This window comes from Aureimonas glaciei (assembly GCF_014643375.1).
Classification (GTDB): domain Bacteria; phylum Pseudomonadota; class Alphaproteobacteria; order Rhizobiales; family Rhizobiaceae; genus Plantimonas; species Plantimonas glaciei.
This window is the reverse complement of sequence record NZ_BMJJ01000001.1, coordinates 366,655-385,058: the sequence shown is the minus strand read 5'-3', so window position 1 is coordinate 385,058 and position 18,404 is coordinate 366,655. Positions and strand designations below refer to the sequence as shown.

The 18,404-nt window shown below is 68.9% G+C and carries 13 protein-coding genes and 1 pseudogene; 3 read left to right on the top strand and 11 right to left on the bottom strand.

Annotated features, from left to right (window positions below; translation table 11 throughout):
• Positions 1–61: 61 nt before the first annotated feature.
• The 7 genes and pseudogenes from IEX88_RS26735 to IEX88_RS01730 form a co-directional block, all read right to left on the bottom strand.
• Positions 62–1,852 (bottom strand): annotated as a pseudogene (locus tag IEX88_RS26735) (ABC transporter ATP-binding protein); the annotation flags it as partial.
• Positions 1,849–2,658 carry a polysaccharide deacetylase family protein gene (locus IEX88_RS01755; protein ID WP_188848833.1) on the bottom strand — a complete coding sequence of 270 codons (810 nt, stop codon included), beginning with the start codon at positions 2,656–2,658 and terminating at the stop codon, positions 1,849–1,851. The gene IEX88_RS01755 and the pseudogene IEX88_RS26735, both read right to left, overlap by 4 nt.
• Complete coding sequence (locus IEX88_RS01750) at positions 2,655–3,842, bottom strand: glycosyltransferase family protein (protein ID WP_244639762.1); 1,188 nt, start codon at positions 3,840–3,842, stop codon at positions 2,655–2,657. The genes IEX88_RS01755 and IEX88_RS01750 overlap by 4 nt, the downstream gene beginning before the upstream one ends.
• Positions 3,839–4,507, bottom strand: a complete 669-nt coding sequence (locus IEX88_RS01745; protein WP_188848832.1) for a histidine phosphatase family protein — start codon at positions 4,505–4,507, stop codon at positions 3,839–3,841. The genes IEX88_RS01750 and IEX88_RS01745 overlap by 4 nt, the downstream gene beginning before the upstream one ends.
• Complete coding sequence (locus IEX88_RS01740; RefSeq protein ID WP_188848831.1) at positions 4,504–5,661, bottom strand: glycosyltransferase family 4 protein; 1,158 nt, start codon at positions 5,659–5,661, stop codon at positions 4,504–4,506. Before IEX88_RS01740 ends, IEX88_RS01745 begins: the two co-directional genes overlap by 4 nt.
• Positions 5,658–6,938: a glycosyltransferase family 4 protein gene (locus IEX88_RS01735; RefSeq protein WP_188848830.1), complete on the bottom strand. Its 1,281-nt coding sequence runs from the start codon at positions 6,936–6,938 to the stop codon at positions 5,658–5,660. Before IEX88_RS01735 ends, IEX88_RS01740 begins: the two co-directional genes overlap by 4 nt.
• Positions 6,939–6,945: 7 nt before the next feature.
• Positions 6,946–8,145, bottom strand: coding sequence for a glycosyltransferase family protein (locus IEX88_RS01730; RefSeq protein WP_188848829.1), 1,200 nt, complete (start codon positions 8,143–8,145; stop codon positions 6,946–6,948).
• 358 nt (positions 8,146–8,503) lie between these two features.
• Between IEX88_RS01730 and IEX88_RS27015 the strand changes: the two genes are divergently transcribed.
• Complete coding sequence (locus IEX88_RS27015; protein ID WP_188848828.1) at positions 8,504–10,753, top strand: methyl-accepting chemotaxis protein; 2,250 nt, start codon at positions 8,504–8,506, stop codon at positions 10,751–10,753.
• 139 nt (positions 10,754–10,892) lie between these two features.
• Here the strand turns inward: IEX88_RS27015 and IEX88_RS01720 are convergent, their stop codons facing one another.
• Genes IEX88_RS01720 through IEX88_RS01710 form a run of 3 tightly spaced genes read right to left on the bottom strand, consistent with a single transcriptional unit; the run spans position 10,893 to position 15,556 of the window.
• The gene (locus tag IEX88_RS01720; protein ID WP_188848827.1) at positions 10,893–12,047 is read right to left on the bottom strand and encodes an osmoprotectant NAGGN system M42 family peptidase; all 1,155 of its coding nucleotides are present in this window, start codon (positions 12,045–12,047) and stop codon (positions 10,893–10,895) included.
• Positions 12,034–13,779 (bottom strand): N-acetylglutaminylglutamine synthetase, encoded by a 1,746-nt coding sequence (ngg, locus tag IEX88_RS01715; RefSeq protein ID WP_188848826.1) that lies wholly within the window; start codon positions 13,777–13,779, stop codon positions 12,034–12,036. The genes IEX88_RS01720 and ngg overlap by 14 nt, the downstream gene beginning before the upstream one ends.
• A 1-nt stretch (position 13,780) precedes the next feature.
• Positions 13,781–15,556 (bottom strand): N-acetylglutaminylglutamine amidotransferase, encoded by a 1,776-nt coding sequence (locus tag IEX88_RS01710; protein ID WP_188848825.1) that lies wholly within the window; start codon positions 15,554–15,556, stop codon positions 13,781–13,783.
• A gap of 764 nt (positions 15,557–16,320) precedes the next feature.
• On the opposite strand from IEX88_RS01710, the gene IEX88_RS01705 reads away from it, so the two are divergent.
• Both IEX88_RS01705 and IEX88_RS01700 read left to right on the top strand, forming a co-directional pair.
• Complete coding sequence (locus IEX88_RS01705) at positions 16,321–17,352, top strand: LLM class flavin-dependent oxidoreductase (RefSeq protein ID WP_188848824.1); 1,032 nt, start codon at positions 16,321–16,323, stop codon at positions 17,350–17,352.
• A 79-nt stretch (positions 17,353–17,431) separates the two neighbouring features.
• Positions 17,432–17,935, top strand: coding sequence for a cupin domain-containing protein (locus tag IEX88_RS01700; protein ID WP_188848823.1), 504 nt, complete (start codon positions 17,432–17,434; stop codon positions 17,933–17,935).
• Between the two features lie 131 nt (positions 17,936–18,066).
• On the opposite strand, the gene IEX88_RS01695 is transcribed toward IEX88_RS01700, so the two are convergent.
• Positions 18,067–18,297 carry a hypothetical protein gene (locus tag IEX88_RS01695; protein WP_188848822.1) on the bottom strand — a complete coding sequence of 77 codons (231 nt, stop codon included), beginning with the start codon at positions 18,295–18,297 and terminating at the stop codon, positions 18,067–18,069.
• Between the last annotated feature and the right edge of the window lie 107 nt (positions 18,298–18,404).

Here is an 18,404-nt window from a genome sequence, read left to right as displayed (position 1 = left end):
GGGCGCGGACATGGTGGTCGCTCTCGACCTCGATCAGATGCGGCTCGCCCGTGGCGTCGGCGGCGAAGGGCACGCCCCAGGCCCTGGGATCGGACTGCCGCTCGAGGCTGATCTTGTCGAAATCCAACTTATGGTGCGGATCGGGCTGCGGCACGGCGGAGATCAGCGCGCGGGTATAGGGATGCAGCGGCTCGCGGAACAGCGCCTCCCGGCTCGCCAGCTCGACGATGCGGCCGGCCGCCATGACTGCGATGCGGTCGGCGAGATAGTCGACGACGGCGAGATTGTGCGAGATGAACAAATAGGTGAGCCCGAGCGCCGATTTCAGATCGCGCAGGAGGTTCAGGATCTGCGCCTGGATCGAGACGTCGAGAGCGGAGACCGGCTCGTCGAAGATGATCAGCTCCGGCTCCAGCGCCAGCGCCCTTGCGATGCCGAGCCGCTGCCGCTGGCCACCCGAGAAGGAGTGCGGGTAGCGGTTCATGTGCGTGTCGTCGAGGCCGACGAGCTTCAAGAGCTCCGACACGCGCGCGCGTCGTTCCGCGGCGTCGCCGATGCCGTGGATGACCAGCGGCTCGGACAGGATGCTGAGCACCGTCATGCGCGGATTGAGCGCCGAGAACGGGTTCTGGAAGACGTACTGCACCCGAGTGCGCCATTGCCGGAGCGGCACGCCCTCGAGCGCCAGCACGTCGATCAGCTTCTTGCCGTCAGCCATCTCGATCGTGCCGGCATCGGCATTTTCCGAGCGCACGATGATCTTCGACAGCGTGGTCTTGCCGCAGCCGCTTTCGCCGACGAGGCCGAGGCACTCGCCGCGGCGGATGTCGAGGCTGACCTCGTTGACGGCGAGCGCGGTCGCCTGCGCCTTGGCGCCGAACCAGCGCGTTTCGCTGCGGTTGACGAAGCCCTTGGAAACGCCGCGGACCTTCAACAGCACGTCGTGCGTGCCGGCCTCGGGCGCGGCCAGCTTGCGCCGGCCGGCGGCGCTCGCCATGTCGACCTTGATCTCGCGGATCGGCGTCAGCCGCTCGCCGGGCTTCATGTCGAAGCGCGGTACGGCATTGAGCAGCGCCTTGAGATAGGGGTGGCGCGGCTCGGCGAAGAGATCGTTCGCGGTGCCGCTTTCCATGATCTTGCCGTGGTGGACGACGACCATCTCGTCGGCCATGTTGGCGACGACGCCGAGATCGTGCGCGATCAGGAGGATGGCGGTGCCGTGCTTGTCCTGCAGCGCCCGCATCAGCTTCAGGATCTCGGCCTGCACCGTCACGTCGAGCGCCGTCGTCGGCTCGTCGGCGATGAGGAGCGCCGGCTTGCAGATCATCGCCATGGCGATCATCGCGCGCTGGCAGAGGCCGCCGGAAAGCTCGAAGGGATAGGCGTCGACCTTCTTTTCCGGGCTGGGGAAGCCGACCGCGGCCAGCGCCTCGATCGTCGCCGCGCGCGCCGCCTTGTCGCTCGCGCCCTCGTGGATCTTCAGGACTTCGCCGATCTGGTCGCCGATCGTGTGCAGCGCCGAGAAGGAGGTGGTCGGCTCCTGGAAGATCATCGAGATGCGACCGCCGCGGATCGCGGCGTATTGGGGCGAGCGGGTGTCGAGGCCGGCGAGATCGATTTCCGCCTTGCCCTCGTCCCTGAACAGGATGCGGCCGCTGCGGCGCCGGGCGATCGGCGGCAGGATGCCCATGATCGCCTGTGCCGTCACCGATTTGCCGGAACCGGACTCGCCGACGATGGCGACGGTCTTGCCCGGCTCGATGCGAAAGCTGAGGCCGCTGACGGCACGCGTGCGACCGGCAAGGGTCTGGAACTCGACGGTGAGGTCCTCGACGCGCAACAGATCGCTCATCGGGCGGGGGCTCCTTTGCCTGGTCCGTCAAGACCTAGCAGCGTTTCCGGCGAATGCCAGCGGCAGAAGCCCTGCCTAGTCGTTGTTTGTAAGAGTTTTTCGACGAAGTCGAAGGTTTCGTCGTCGTGGACGAGATGGTGGGTGAGAATTCCCGTCGCTTCGCTCCGGTCGGCGCTCCCCGCCGCCATCCGCCGCAGGCGGTCAGAGAGGCGTCCGAGCACCGCCGCCTCGCCGAGAAAGCCGCGACCGCCATGCCAGTCCACCGGGTCGACATGGGTGTTGATCAGCACCAGCCCGGCCGCGTCGCCTGAAGCGCCCGACGGCAGCGGGCGGTCGCCATAGGTCGACAGCGCGGCAAAGCCGAGATCCGGCAGGCGCGCGGCCAAAGCCGGGTCGATGCGGTTCCACGGCGGTACGAGGACAGGCGCGGTGCGCGCAAACATCGACAGGAGTTCGCGGCCTCGCACCAACTCGCCGAGCACGACGTCTGCGGGACGATCCAGGCCGAGCTCGCATTTCTTGGCGCCGGGGGCGCTGTGATCGGCATGGGAAAAGCCGTGCTGAAGAACCGTGACGCCGGCAAGTCCGGCCAGGCGGTCGGCCAGCGCCGGCGTCGCGCCGGCCGGAATCACCGCCAGCGCCAGCGGCACACCATGATCGGCGGCGAGCGCCAATAGCCGCTCCAGCGATGGCGTCGGCGCCACCGCATCGTCGTCGCGCAGCCAGAAGTCGACTGGCCGTCCGTCGGCGGCACAGGCCTCGAGGGCCGCATCGAGCGCAGCCCAATGCGGACCCTCCGCCCTCACAGCGGGCGCCGCCGGGCGTGCAAAGCGACGATCTCGGCGGTGCGGGCGGCGCCGTCGAGGGCGAAATCCACCGGCGCCATGGCGCGGCGACGCGGCGCATCGGCGAGCGCCGCGTCGATCACGCCGGCCAGCGTGCCGAGCGCCGATTCGTCCAGCACCTGGAGAAAACCGCGCTCGGCGAGGCGCCGGGCGCGGTCCTCCTGCTCGGTCTCTTCCTCGGCGCCGAAGGGCACGACGATGGCGGGCACACCGGCGCGCAGGAGGTCGATCGTGGTGTTGTAGCCGCCCTGCGACACCGACAGCGCCGCCGTGCGGAGCAATTGGGGGAAGTCCGGACGGAAACGCTCGACGGTGATCGCCCCCCCGCCCTTTGCCGCCGCGGCCTCGGCCAAGCCGACGACGGTGCGAAAATGCGCTTCCGGCAGACGCGGGCCGGTCAAAAGACGCCAGTCGAGGCCATAGGCCGTGGTCTGCGGGCGCGCGGCGAGGGCCGCCTGCATCAGCGGCAGGCCGGCCGCCCCGCCGCCGGCCGAAACGATCACCTCGCCGGGACCGCTCGCCGGCGCCGGCTCGCGCCCCGTCCGGATCTCGGAGCTGACATAGCCGGTATAGCGCAGCTTGTCGGCGATCCGGTCGGCGGGGCCGAAACTGTCGCCGAAGGAGACGAAGGCGGGGTCGCCATGCACGAGGATCTCGTCGAAGGATTTTGCGATGAGATCGGCCGCCTCTGTCTCGCGCTCGGCTTTCACCGGCCGCACCAGGATATCGCGCACCGAAGAAAGGATCGCGGGACGCGGCGACCAGGACCGCAGCTCCTCGATCAGCGGCAGCAACTCGAAGCGGAACTGGCGGCGGCCGAAAGGGAACAGCTCGAACAGCACCACGTCGGGACGAAAGTCCCGGGCAAGGCCGAGTAGGTCGTCGCGGCGGCGGGCGCGCCAAGCGTCGTCGGCGTCGTTGCCGTGTTCATCGACGAGGTTGGAGAAGTCGTTGCCGCGGATGCCGGCCGGCGGCAGCTGGTGCACCCGCGCGCCGGGATAGGTCACATCCGGCACCTCGGCGCCGCCATGGGCGACGGTGACCTCGAGCCCGGCATCGGCCATCGCCGCGGCGATGGCGGCGGCGCGCTTGAGATGGCCGATGCCGAGGAGATGCTGAACGTAGAACAGGACGCGCTCGCTCACGGCAGGTTTTCCTTGTCTGACCAGGTTGGCTGGATCGAGTGGGCCGGCGTGTTCGGCGGGGCTGACGTGGCGGGGGCCGCGGCGCTCGGGTCGCAACGCTGCAGCGGGATGTTCGGTTCGACCAGCCGCAGCCGGCCCGCATCGAGGGCGAAGCGGTGGCAGCAACCGTCGCGGATCTTGATCGGGGGCGCTGCCTGCATGTCCCAGCCGGTGGCCAGCGCGAACAGCGGCCGCAGGACGCCTTTGTGGGTGACGACGATGCTGTCTTCCCGCAGAGCCGCGAGGCCCGCGAGGGCCCGCTCCCCGACCGCACGCGGGCTCTCGCCGCCCGGCGGCCGGAAGTCGAGCCCCTCGGCCTCTTCGGCCGCCAGGACGGGCCCGAATTCCTGCCGCAGCTCGGCCAGGCGACGGCCCTCATAGCCGCCCCAATCCATTTCGACGAAGGCGGAAGCGACCTGCGGCGAGAGGCCCATGGCCTCGGCCGTCTGCCGGGCGCGCAGCAGCGGGCTCGACAGGCACGGCCAGCCGGCGGCATCCTCAGGCAGGCGCCAGGCCCTCGCCTGCGCCGCGCCTTCCGGCGAGAGCGGAATGTCGGAGCGGCCCTGAAGGCGCCGCTCGGCATTCCACGGGGTCGGCGCGTGGCGAAAGAGCAGGAGCTGGATCATCGCCCACCCCTTTTGCTATGCCGGCTCACCAAGTCCGTCAGATCGTCCGCGAAGAGGCGGGCCGCCGCCGCGATGTCGTTAACCGCCACGGCGCGGCGCGCGCCGGCCTCCCCCATGGTCCGCCGGCGGTCGGGATCGTCGAGGAGCGCGGCGATCCCCGCTGCCAGGGCGGCGGCATCGCCCGCCGGAGAGACGAGCCCGGTCTCGCCGTCCGCGACGACATGGTCGATGCCGCCCGAGCGGCCGGCGACGATCGCAAGGCCGGATGCCGCGGCCTCCAGGAAGACGAGGCCGACCGCCTCCTTCACTGCCGGCCAGACGAAGAGGTCGGCGCCGGCATAGGCGTCGAGGAGATCCTTGCCCTCGCACAGGCCGGCGAAGGCGACCCGGTCGCCGAAAGGCGCCATCAACTGCCGCACCGCCGATGCGGCAGACCCATCGCCGACGACCAGCAGCTGAAAAGGGCGGTCGCCGAGAAGCGAGAGCGACTCGGCCAGCACCTGGTAGGAGCGCAGTTTCTGGTCGTCGCGCATCATCGCCACGGTCAGGAGCAGCGGCACGTCCGGGGCGAGGCCGTAGCGCTGCTCCAGGAGACGGCGCGCCGCGACCCGCGCCTCCGCCGTCCGGAGGAACGGCGCCGTGTCGATGAAGGGCGGCAGGTCGCAGAGGACCTCGGGCCGCTTGACGAGCGGCGCAAGGCAGGCGGCGTCGACGGGGTTCAGGCAATAGATGCGGTCGGCGGCCCGGATCGCCGCCTCGGCGGCGCGAAAGCCGGCGTCCCAGCGCCCGCCGGCCTGTTTCGGCGCATGCGAGGCCTCGGCGACGACATAGGGAACGCCGAGAGCGGCCGCCACATCAGGCCCGAGAGGGTCGGGCGCCTTGTGGTAGAGGTGATAGGTGAACCAGAGATCGGGCCGCGTTTCCGGCCGACGGCGGTAGCCGGCGACGAGCCGCCCGGCGAGCCGCGCCCCCAGCCGCATCAGCCGCGCCTGGCGCTCCTCGTCGCCGCGATCGTAGCTGCGGAAGGCGGAGGCAACTTCCACCTCGGCGCCGCTGCGCTCCAGCGCCTGGATGAGGAGCCGCGCGACGCGGCGGTCGCCCGAGGGGACGGGATCGCCCGGCGGCTTCATCGGGGCGTAGAAGGCGATCCTCATGCGCGCCGTCCGAGCGTCTCCCCGATCCGCCGGAAGATCGTCTTGACGCCGGCGGCATAGCCGAAATGCCGGGTGACGCGGTCAAGCCCCGCCTCGGCCAGGCGCCGGCGCAGCGCCGGATCGGCGATGGCGCGCGACAGCGCCGCGGCAAAGGCCTCCGGGTCGTTCGGCGGCACCAGCAGGCCCGTCTCTCCGTCGATGATGAGTTCGGGGATCGCCGAGACGCGCGTCGAGACGCAGAGGAGACGCTGGCTCTGCGCCTCCATCAACACGTTCGGCAGGCCGTCGCGGTCGCCGTCGTCGGAGACGCGGCAGTTCAGCGGAAAGATGTCGGCGGTGCGGTAGCGCTCAAGGATCTCCGCCTGCGCCATGGCGCCGAGAAAGGTGATGCGATCGGCCAGGCCGAGCGCCTTGGCGCGGGCCTTCAGCTCGGCTTTCAGCGGCCCGCCGCCGATGATGTCGAGCCGCCAGTGGCAGCCGGCCGGCAACAGCGCGAGGGCGTCGAACAGCCCGCGATAGCCCTTCTTGTCGACGAGGCGGCCGACGGTCAGCAGTTTTACGGGCCGCGCGGGATCGCGGCCGTCGCGATCGCGGCCGTCGCGATCGCCGTCGTCCGGCGCGCCATCGTCCGGCGGCGGGAAACGGCCGAAATCCAGGCCGTGGTAGACGAGGCCGACGCGGGCGGGATCGGGCGCCAGCGCCTGGAGATGCTCGGCATTCGCCGCCGTGCAGGTGACGAGGAAGGCGCAGTCGGCGAGTTTTTCGCGCTTCTCCCAGTCTTGAAGGGTCCAGATGTCCTTGGCATGGGCCGAAACCGCGAAGGGCAGGCCGAGCATGCGGCCGGCATAGCGGGCGACGGAGCCCGGCGTGTGCAGGAAATGCACGTAGATCAGCCCGACGTCCGCGGGCATCTCCGCCGCCAGCACCAGCGCCTGGCCGAAACGGCGGCCGCGGTTGGGCGTCGGGTCGCGGCGCCAGTCGCGTAGGAACTGCCGCTTCGCCTCGGCGTAGAAGGGCAGTTTTCGCGCGATCCGCCAGGCGCGAAACACCCGGAGGGGATCGGTGTAGAGATATTCCGGCAGGTAGTTCGGCACCTCGGCGATCTCGCCATGCACGGGGTGCTCGCGCTCGTCGGTCGGCAGGCGCAGCGACACCAGCGTCAGCTTCAGGCCGAGCTGCTTCAGGCCGAGGATTTCCTGGGCGATGAAGGTTTCCGAGAGGCGCGGATAGCCCTTGAGGACGATGGCGACCCGAGGCCACGCAATGGTCTGCTCCATGCCGCCGTCAGCCGCCCGTCGTCGCGAGCACGGGGCGGCGGCCGCGCTCGGCAACGGCGGCACTGAACAGGATCTCGATCTGCTCCAGCCCCGACAAAAGGCCCGGCAGCCGCGCTGCCGAGGGTTTCGGCTGGAACGGCAGGCCGTGCAGCGCGGCGGCCATGCGGCCGGCATCGTCGTCCCCATCCGGCAGCATCATGCGGGCGAGGCCCAGTTCCTGCGCCCGCGAGGCGCGGATGTACTGTTCCAGCCGCGGATGCGTGCGCGGCACGATCAGCGCCGGCTTGTCGAAGGAGATGATCTCGCAGAACGTGTTGTAGCCGCCCATGGTGACGAGGCCGGCGGCACCCTCGACCATGGCTTCCATGTTGGTGTGGAAGTTGATCGCCTGGATCCGGTCGAGCCGCGCCACGCGGTCGCGGAAACCCTGCCGCTCGTCGCCGGACAGGAAGGGCCCGAAGACGATCTTGGCCCGGTGCGGCAGGCTCGGATCGGCCTCGTAGGCGCCGATCAGCCAGTCGAGCATCACCGCGCCGTCATTGCCGCCGCCGGCCGTGACGAGGATATAGGGTTCTTCCTCGTCCGGCGTCTCGTCGGAGAACGCGCCGACGGCGCGGCGGAGATAGCCGGTATAGCGCACCCGCTGCATGGTCTTGTCGGCGAGGCCCACCCCCTCCAGCGGCTCGAACACTGCCTGCGGCCCGTAGACCCAGATCTCGTCGTAGAGATTGTCCACCGCGTCGATGGCGCCCTTGCGCTCCCACTCCTCGCGCAGCCGGGCGGGATCGTCCATCACTTCACGAATGCCGAGGATGTTGCGCGTCCCGGCCTGCTTCAGGTGGATCAGCGTGTCGTTCACCTCGCCGCGCAGGCCGAGGGGCTCCTTGTCGACGAGGAAGACGTCCGGCTTGTAGCGCCGCGCCGTCTCCAGGATGATCACCGAGCGGATCTCCATCAGCTCCTCGGTCGTCACCCCCAGCGCCGTCGGCGCGTAGGTGTTGTTGTCGACCTTGACGATGCCGGGCACGCGGATGAAGTCGACGCGCGGATGCAGGTCGAAGGAGCCGACGACCGGCGAGCCCGAGATGATCAGCACCGAGAGGTCGTCATGCAGCGACGACAGGTGGTTGGCGATCGTCTGGCAGCGCCGGAGATGGCCGAGGCCATAGGAATCATGACTGTAGATGAGAAGCCGCTTACCGGTCATCCGAGGTCATCCAGTTGGCCGAGCGCGCGTCGGTTCGGGCAGGGGCGTCTAGCGGGCATCCTATCCCGCCATCGGCCGCGATTTGCAAGTCGGGCACGCCCATTAAGACTTGGAACCGGTGCCATGCGGCGGACCGGACGTTGCTTCCGCCCTCCACCACAGTAACCATGGCTGCCTGGACGCTGTCCTTGCGGCATATTTCGACCGACCGGAAACAATCGGGGGTCCCGCATTATCCAAGTCTCAATCACTTTTGCTCACTGATGAATCGATTGGCGGCACCTCGGCATCGTCTCGATAGCCCGACGCGACGGCCTTCCCGACAGTCCTGAAACAGGCGACCGAAAGCGAGATACTGATGAGCGACGCGCCGATCAAGCGACCCTTGTGGATCCGCATCACCGCCTATGGCTTTGCCGCCGTGCTCTTCGCCAGCGCGGCCATCGGCGGCCTGGCCTGGTATCGCCAGTCGGCGATGAGCACCCAGTCGGTCGCCTCCGAGCTCCAGAACGACATGGCCCATATCCAGTCGGACATGGATGCGCAGAAGCGCGTCGCCTCGGCCCTGGCCCTCGCCATCGCCGGCGAGCCCGAGACCGGCTATCTCATCCAGTCGAACGCCAAGGACGACATCATCCGGCGCTATGCCGACGCCTTTCCGGCGATCTCCGCCAAGGGCGCGCTGCAGCTGATCACCTTCGTCGACGCCAGTGCGCAGGTCGTCGCCCGCATCCACGAGCCCGACAAGTTCGGCGACAACATGACCGGTCGGCGCAACATGGTCGTCAAGGCGATCGCCGACGGCCAGCTGATGGCCGGCACCGAGCCCGGCCGTACCGCCGTCAGCATGTTCGCCTCGGCGCCGGTGATGCAGGCGGGCGTCGCCGTCGGCGCCGTCGATATCGGCACCAAGCTCACCAACGAGTATTTCGCCCGCCTCGCCGACGAGGTGAAGGCGGACGTCGCCATCTACATCAACGGCGCCGAGGGTCTGGTCGCCCAGGCGTCGACCTTCGCCGACAAGCCGCTGCTGACGCCCGAGGAGCTGAAGGCGGCCTTCGAGGGGACGCTCACCCAGCGCACCGTCGCCACCGCGGCCGGAACCTATGCCGTCACCGCCCTGCCCTTTACCGACTTCTCCGGCAGCAAGGTCGGCCTCATGGAGCTGGCTTCGGACATTACCGCGCTTGTCGAGGAGCAGCAGGCGGCCCGGTGGGAATCGATCGTCGGCATGATCGCGGTCTGCCTCGTCTCGCTCGTCGGCTTTCTCCTTTTCGCCCGTTCGCTGGGCGGCCTGATCCAGCGCCTGACCCAGACCATGGGAAGCCTGGCGGCAGGCTCGCTGACCGTCGAGGTCGTCGGCCAGGACCGTCCGGACGAGATCGGCGCGATGGCCCGGGCCGTCCAGGTGTTCAAGACCGCCGCGCTCGAGAACAAGCGTCTGGAATCGGAGGCGGAAGCCGCGCGGGCGGCGCAGGCCAGCCAGCGGGAGCGGCAGTCGGCGCTGGATCATTCCAAGGAGGAGGATCTCCGGGCCTTCGTCGAGGCGGTGGAACAGAGCTTTGACGCGCTGTCGGCGGGCGATCTGACGGTGCGCATGACCCGCGCGGTGGCGCCCGAATTCGAGCCGATCCGCGAAAAGTTCAATGCCAGCGTCGCCGAGCTCGAGGCCGCGATCTCCGGCGTCGCCGGCGGTGTCGCGACGCTGCGCACCGGCCTTGCCGAAATCTCCGTCGCGTCGAACGACCTCGCCCAGCGTACCGAGCAGCAGGCGGCGAGCCTGGAGCAGACGGTCGCAGCGCTGTCGGAAGTGACCACCGGCGTCAATCAGACGGCCGAGGGCGCGGCCCGCGCCCAGGTGGGCGCCAGCGCCGCGCAGAAGAATGCCGAAAAGGGCGGCGAGATCGTCGCCCGCGCCGTCGCCGCGATGGCCGAGATCGAGCATTCCTCGGAAGAGATCGGCAAGATCATCGGCGTCATCGACGAGATCGCCTTCCAGACCAACCTCCTCGCCCTGAACGCCGGCGTCGAGGCGGCACGGGCCGGTGAAGCCGGCCGTGGCTTCGCGGTGGTGGCGCAGGAAGTGCGCGGCCTTGCCCAGCGCTCGGCGGAAGCGGCCAAGGAGATCAAGAACCTGATCTCCACCTCGTCGAAACAGGTCGGCGAGGGCGTCGAGCTGGTGACGGCCTCGGGCAAGTCGCTGGAGGAAATCGTCGCGCAGGTCGGTGATATGTCGGCGGTGGTCGCCGAGATCGCCCGAAGCGCCCGCGAGCAGGCGGTGTCCTTGCGCGAGGTTTCGGGCGCGGCCGACCAGATGGACAAGGTCACGCAGCAGAACGCCGCCATGGTCGAGGAAGCCACCGCGGCCGCCCAGACGCTATCCGACGAGACCGACGAACTCGCCGCCATGGTCGAACGCTTCACCACCAACACCGGCCACGGCGCGGCCGCCCGCGGCGGCACGCCCGCCCGCGGCAGCGCTCCGGCACCGCGACAGGCCTCCCGCGCCCCGGCCTCCCGTGCGTCCCGTCCGGTGACGCAGATGCGCACCACCGGCACCGGCGGCGCCGCACCGGCGCCCGCCGCCGAGGGGTGGGAGGAGTTCTGAGGCCTCACGCCAGGGGCCGGCCTTCCAGACCCGGCGCCTGCGGCCGAGGGTTGTAAGGCGTCCCAAAGCTCCGTCCGGAAAGCCGGCCTTCCGGCTTTCCGGACAAAGCAGCGCCACTCCGCCTGCCCGATGCCCGGGCCTATTCGGCCGGATCGCTCTCGATGCCGAGGTCCTGAGCCGCTTCCGCCAGCGGCTGGCGGGTAAAACCTTTCAGGCCCGCATGGAGGTTGCGGTCGCGCTCGATCTCCACCGGCGAGGCGGCATAGGCGGTGACGAGTTCGGCGAGCGAGCGCAAAGCGTGCATGTGGATGCGCTCCCAGCCGTGCGAGGCGTCGACGCCGAAAGTGATGAGGGCGGTGCGCACGTCGTGGCCGGCCTCGATCGCCGAGGCGGAATCGGAGCGGTAGTAGCGGAAGACGTCCTTCTGGTAGCGGATCTCCTCGTCCTTGCAGAGCCGCACCAGCTTCTTCGTCAGATGGTAGTCGAAGGGGCCGGTCTGGTCGGCCATGGCGATGGTGACGCCGAATTCCGACGAGGCCTGGCCGGGCGCCGAGGTGCCGTTGTCGATCGCCACCATCGAGGCGACGTCCTCGGTGAGGATCGAGGCGGCGCCGACGCCCACTTCTTCCGCGATGGTGAACAGGAAGTGGATGTCGACGGGCGTCACCGCCTTGTTGCGCTCCAGCGCGTGGATGGCGGCCAACACCACGGCGACGCCGGCCTTGTTGTCGAGATGGCGCGAGACGATGAAGCCGTTGTCGAGAAATTCCGGCTGCGGGTCGACGGCGACGATGTCGCCGATCTCGATGCCCAGCCGGTCGATCTCCGCGCGGTTGCGGGCGAGCGCGTCGATCCGCAGCTCGACATGGTCCCAGCCGACAGGCAGGCTGTCGATCTCCTCGTTGTAGGTATGGCCGGAGGCTTTCAGCGGCAGGATGGTGCCGCGATAGGCGCCGGCCTCGGAAAAGATGGTCGTGCGGGCGCCCTCGGCAAAGCGCGCCGACCAGGTGCCGATCGGCACCAGTTCCAGCCGTCCATTATCCTTGAGGTTCTTCACCTGCGCGCCGAGCGTGTCGACATGGCTGACGATGGCGCGCGCCGAAGCGCGGCGCGAACCCTGGCGCACGGCGCGGATGGCGCCGCGGCGCGTCAGCTCGACGGTGAGGCCGAGCCGTTCCAGTTCGCGCGAGACGTGGCGCACCACCGTATCGGTGTAGCCGGTCGGGCTCGGAATGCGCAGCAGCCCCTTCAGCTGTTCGGCGAGATAGCCGATGTCGATATCAAGCCTTGGCATGCTTGCGTCCTCTTCCCCGCCGGCTCTGCGCCTCGCGGGCATGGGCGGGGATCGACAGCGGGAAGAGCAGGTCGACGAAACGCTCGGCGGTCGGCTGCGGCTCGTGATTGGCCAGGCCCGGCCGCTCGTTCGCTTCGATGAACACGTAGTCCGGCTCGCGCGGACCCTTCACCATCAGGTCGATGCCGCAGACCGGAATGTCGATCGCGCGCGCCGCGTTCACCGCCGCCTCGACGAGCCGCGGATGCACCTCGCCGGTGACGTCGTGGATGGTGCCGCCGGTGTGGAGGTTGGCGGTCTTGCGCACGGTAATGCGGGTGCCCTCGGGCAGGACATCCTCCAGGCCGAAGCCGGCCTGGGCGAGGCACCGCTCGGTTTCGGCGTCGATCGGCACCTGGCTTTCCCCTGAGGTCGCGGCGGCGCGCCGGCGCGACAGATGGCCGATCAGGTCGCGGACCGAGGACGTGCCGTCGCCGGTGATCTGGGGCGGGCGGCGCAGCGCGGCCGCGACGAGGCGGAAGGCGATGACGACGAGGCGCAGGTCCTCGCCCTGGAAGCAGGATTCGACCAGCACGCGCGCGGACTGCTCGCGCGCCACGGCGATCGCCGCCTTGGCGTCCTCCATCGTTTCGATCCCGACGGCGACGCCCCTTCCCTGCTCGCCGCGGGCCGGCTTGACCACGACCTGGCCGTGCCGGGCGATGAAGGCTTTTAGCGCCGCGTCATCGCCGGCCTCGATCTGCTCGGGCACCACCACGCCGGCGGCCTCGACCATGCGCCGCGTCACGGCCTTGTCGTCGCAGATCGAGACGGCGACGCCGGAGGTCAGCTCCGACAAGCTCTCGCGGCAATGGATCGAGCGGCTGCCATGGGTCAGGCGGAAGAAGCCGCCCTTGGCGTCGGTGACCTCGGTGTGGATGCCGCGGCGGTGCGCCTCGTCGACGATGATGCGGGCATAGGGGTTCAGCGCCTCGAGTCCTTCGCCGCGGTCGACGAAGAATTTCTCGTTGATCTCGTTGCGGCGCTTCACCGCAAAGAAGGGGACGCGCACGAAGCCGAGTTTTTCGTAGAGCGCGATCGCCTGCGCATTGTCGTGCATGACGGACAGATCCATGTGCCCCCGCCCGCGCGCCCGAAAATGTTCGGCCAGGCTGCGCACCAGCACTTCGCCGATGCCGGGCTGCACCGCCTGCGGATCGACGGCGAGGCACCAGAGCGAGGAACCGCCCTCCGGGTCACCGAAGGCTTCGACATGGTCGACGCCGGTGACGGTTCCCACGATCGCGCCCGTCGCCTCGTCCTCGGCGACGAGATAGGTCAGCGCCGGGTCGTTGCGGCGCGACCAGAAGAAGCTTGGATCGACCTCAACCATCTTCCGGCTCTGGTACAGCCGGTTGATCTCGCCGCTGTCGCGCTCCGAGGCCACCGGCCGGACGGTGAAGCCGGCGCGCCGCGGCTCGCCCGGCGCATAGGCCGAGAGATCGAGCCGGTAGGTGTGCGAGGGGTCGAGAAACAGCTCCTGCGGCGCGTGGCTGAGAAGGACGTGCGGATCGGCGATGTAGAAGGCGATGTCGCGGCGGTCGGCTCCCTCCTCGCGCAACAGCGCCACCAGCTGCTCGGCGCTGGCAAAGGTCTGGCCGAAGACAAGTCGTCCCCAGCCGCAATCGAGAAAGGCGTCCGTTTCGGGCGCGGCCTCACCGGAACTGGCCGGGGACATCGTCGTATCGCTCATCTCACACTCCCTGTGCCTGCAGCCAGGTCTCCAGCAGCGCCACCTGCCAGAGTTCGGAGCCCCGGAGCGGCGTGATGTGCGCGGTCGGATCGTCGAACAGGGCCGAGAGGTAGCTCTCCTGGAACAGGCCGCGCTCACGCGCCGCCTGCGAGGTCAGCGTGTCGCGCACCATGTCGAGATACGGGCCGGAAATGTATTTCAGCTGCGGCACCGGGAAATAGCCTTTCGGTCGGTCGATGACCTCGTGCGGCACGACGAGTCGCGCGACTTCCTTGAGGACGCCCTTGCCGCCATGGGCGAGCTGGTGGCGCGAGGGGATGCGGGCGGCCAGTTCCGCCAGCTCGTGATCGAGGAAGGGCACGCGCGCCTCGAGGCCCCAGGCCATGGTCATGCTGTCGACGCGCTTCACCGGATCGTCGACGAGCATGATCTGCGCGTCGAGCCGCAGCGCCTTGTCGACGGGGTCGTCGGCGCCGGGTCGGGCGAAATGCGCGGCGACGAAGTCGCGGCTCTCGTCCCGCTCCGTCATCCACTCCGGCGAGAGCTGGCGGGCGAGCGTCGCATGGTTGCGGTCGAAGAAGGCCGTGGCGTAGGCCGACAACGGGTCCGCGGCGCCGGCCATCGGCGGATACCAGTGGTAGCCGGCAAAGATCTCGTCGGCACCCTGGCCGGACTGCACGACCTTGATGTGCTTCGAGACCTCGCGCGAGAGGAGGTAGAAGCCGACATTGTCGTAGGAGACCATGGGCTCCGACATCGCCGCGATCGTCCCCGGCAGGTGCTCCATCAGCTCCGAGCCGGGCACGAAAATCTGGTGATGGTTGGCCTGGTAGCGTTCGGCGATGAGGTCCGAATAGCGGAATTCGTCGCCCTTCTCGCCATTGGCCTCCTCAAAGCCGATCGAGAAGGTGGAGAGTCCGGTCTGGCCCATCTCGGCGAGAAGGCCGACGAGCAGCGAGGAATCGACGCCGCCGGACAGGAGAACGCCGACCGGCACGTCCGCGACCATGCGGCGCGAGACGGCGGTGCGCAGCGACTCCAGCACGGCGTCGCGCCAGTCGTCGGCGGAGAGGTTTTCCTCGCCGGCGCGCGGGCCGAAAGGCGGCGCCCAGAACACCTCGTCGGCAGAACGCCCATCCGCCTCGATTACCCGGATGGTCGCCGGCGGCAATTTGCGCACACCCTTGAGGATGGTCATCGGCGCCGGCACGACGGCGTGGAAGGTCATGTAGTGGTTGAGCGCCACGCGGTCGATCGCGGTGTCGACGTCGCTTGTGCGCAGGAGGGCCGGCAGCGAGGAGGCGAAATAGAGGCGCTTCTCGTCCTGCGCGACATACAGCGGCTTGATGCCGAAACGGTCGCGGGCGAGCGTCACGCGGCCAGAATCGCGCTCGTGGATGGCGAAGGCGAACATGCCGTGGAATCGCTTCACGCAATGCGCGCCCCAGGCGTGGAAGGCCTTCAGGATCACCTCGGTATCCCCCGAGGAGAAGAAGCGGTAGCCGAGTCCTTCGAGTTCGGCGCGCAGCGCTGGATAGTTGTAGATGCAGCCGTTGAAGGCGATGGTGAGCCCCAACTCTGGATCGACCATCGGCTGCTCGGCCCGCTCGGACAGGTCGATGATCTTCAGCCGGCGATGGCCGAAGCCGACGCGGCCGCGCATCACCTGACCGGCGCCGTCGGGACCGCGCGGCGCGAGGCAGTCGCCCATGCGCTGCACCCGCTCCGGCGAGGCCGACTGGCCGTCAAACCGGATTTCTCCGCAAATTCCACACATGCGCTGACGCTCTCCTGCACTTCTCTCTGTCGTTGGCTGTCCCTGCGATATAGGCCGGAGCCGGCTTTCAGGAACCGCTGAGGGTGATTTTCCTCGCCCGGCAGCCAGCTGCCGGGGCGTTTTGCGGGGGTGGCGGGCGTCTGCGGGAGCGGGAAGGCGGCGCGCTTGCCCACCCGCTTTGGGCGGTGAAACCGCAAGAGCGCGGGCGGATCCTTTCCGGTCCGCGCCGGCGAGAGCTGCGTGACGCCTTCTGATCGGCCTGCGCCTGCAAGAATGGGTGGCGCCTTCTGATGCGATTTTGTCGGCTGGACGCTTCGGCATGGGTTCTCGGGTCAAGCCCGAAAATGACTATGGTTTGGGCGTTGTCGCCAGTGACCACAGCCCCAGCGAAGAAGCAGCCCGTGGGCCAGGAGATCCGTTCTCGGGTCAGAATAGTCACTGTTGTGTCAAAATAGTCATTCTCGGGCTTGACCCGAGAACCCATGCCGAGAACGGCGACGCCGCACTTCGGGTCCTGAAGCACACATTCACCCCAGGAGAAAAAGCCTTGGCCTCGCCCCGGAGGATCCGCTCGGCGGGCAGTGACCGTCCATATCAGTGCCTTCCAATCCGGCCATTCGGTTGACACTTCGTTCAGCCCCCCGCGCTGCTTTCGGGCGCCGGAGCGGTTGCGGCGGTGACGCGGGGGTTCTACCTCGGGATGGCGCTGCAAGGCGCGAAGACGACCCGACCTTCCCTGGTGGTCGCGATGACGGAGACTTTTCTTGTCCCAGACCCTCGAATTCGGCCTCGACACTTTTGGCGACGTCACGCGTGGGCCCGACGGCCAAGCGGAGAGCACCGCCCAGGTGATCCGCGACCTCGTCGACCAGGCGGTTTTGGCCGACGGGCTTGGGCTCGATTTCTTCGGCGTCGGCGAGCATCACCGCTCCGACTTCGCGGTCTCGGCGCCGGAAGTGGTGCTGGCGGCGATCGCGGCGCGCACGCAGCGCATCCGCCTGGGCTCGGCGGTGACGGTGCTGAGTTCGGACGATCCGATCCGCGTCTTCCAGCGGTTCGCCACGCTCGATGCGGTGTCGAACGGCCGGGCCGAAGTGATCCTCGGCCGCGGCTCCTTCACCGAATCCTTTCCCCTGTTCGGCTTCGCGCTCGACCAGTACGAGACGCTCTTCGACGACAAGCTCGACCTGTTTTCGGCGCTGATCACGCAGGACCGCATCGACTGGCAGGGCAATACCCGTCCGCCGCTCGCCGGCCAGGAGGTGTTTCCGCGGATCGAGAACGGGCGGCTCAAGACCTGGATCGGCGTCGGCGGCAGTCCGGAATCGGTGGTGCGGGCGGCGCGCTACGACCTGCCGATGATGCTGGCCATCATCGGCGGCGATCCCGCCCGCTTTCGCCCCTATGTCGACCTCTACCACCGCGCCTTCGCGCAGCTGGAACAGGCGGTGCAGCCGATCGGCGTGCACTCGCCCGGCCATGTCGGCGAGACCGACGAGGCGGCGCGCGAAGAGTTCTGGCCGGATTACAGGGTGATGCATGCGCGCATCGGCGCCGAGCGCGGCTGGCCGCCGCTCGCCCGCGCCGCCTTCGACCAGGAGATCGACCGCGGCTCGCTCTATGTCGGCTCGCCCGAGACGGTGGCCCGCAAGATCGCCGCCACGGCGAAGGCGCTGGGTCTCGCCCGCTTCGACCTGAAATACAGCGCCGGCCCCCTGCCGCACGAGAAGCTGATGTCCTGCATCGGCCTCTACGGCGAAAAAGTCATGCCGATGGTGCGCGACATGCTGGCGTAAACTGCCCTTGGCGGGTCCGGCCTGACCGGGCTCGCCTGCGGGGGATGGTCGCGCTAGCTTCGGTCCCGGAGGAACCGACATGACGCATGATCACGACGACCACGAGCATCCGCCCGGCGAGCCGCGCTGGAAGCATGACGGCATCCGCGTCATCAAGGGCGACCAGCTGGATCCGAACACCGCCCAGACGCCGGGCATGTTCCGCCAGGCGGCGATCAACCATGCCCGCGTCGGCGCGCAAAAAATCTGGGCCGGCACGGTCAGCATCGCCCCGGACGCCAAGACCGGGGTGCACCATCACGGCGCACTGGAAAGCGTGATCTACGTTCTGAAGGGCCGGGCGCGGCTGCGCTGGGGCGACCGGCTGGAATTCGTCGCCGAGGCCGAGGCCGGCGACTTCATCTTCGTCCCGCCTTATGTCCCTCACCAGGAAATCAATGCCGATCCCGGCGAGACGCTGGAATGCGTGCTCGTGCGCTCGGACAACGAGGCGGTGGTGGTCAATCTCACCGATGTCGACCCGGTCGAGAAGCCGGAAGAGGTCTACTGGGTCGACCCGATCCACCGGCATCCCGAGGGCTGAGGGCCGCCACAGACTGCACACTTTCCGCAATCCGTCGACGCCTCGAGAGGCGACGACGCTGGCGGAGAGGAGAGCGGCCCGGACCTGTATTCGGCAAGCGCCTCGAGAATGGCGTCGGCCGGGTGGGGCCGCTACCGGCCCTTGTGCCCGCGAACGGCGACGCGCTCGCAAATCTTCTTCTTCATCGTGACGACCTTGCCGTGCTGGCGGACCTTGACCCGCTCGACATGGCATTTCTGCACCGTCTTCGCAGGCGAGGCAGCGTGATGCCGGACGGAGTCGCGCGCTTGCGCCGTCGCGGCGAAGCTCGAGAGCGAGAAAGCCGTGGCGAGGGCGACGGCGGCGAAACGGGACATGCGCATGCAACTGATCTCCTGAGGACTACCCCCTCAGAACCCAGCCCCGCGGCGGATGTTGCGTTGCGAAACCCGCCCAAGTGTAACGGAAGGTCTCTCGCTTCCCGCGTCAC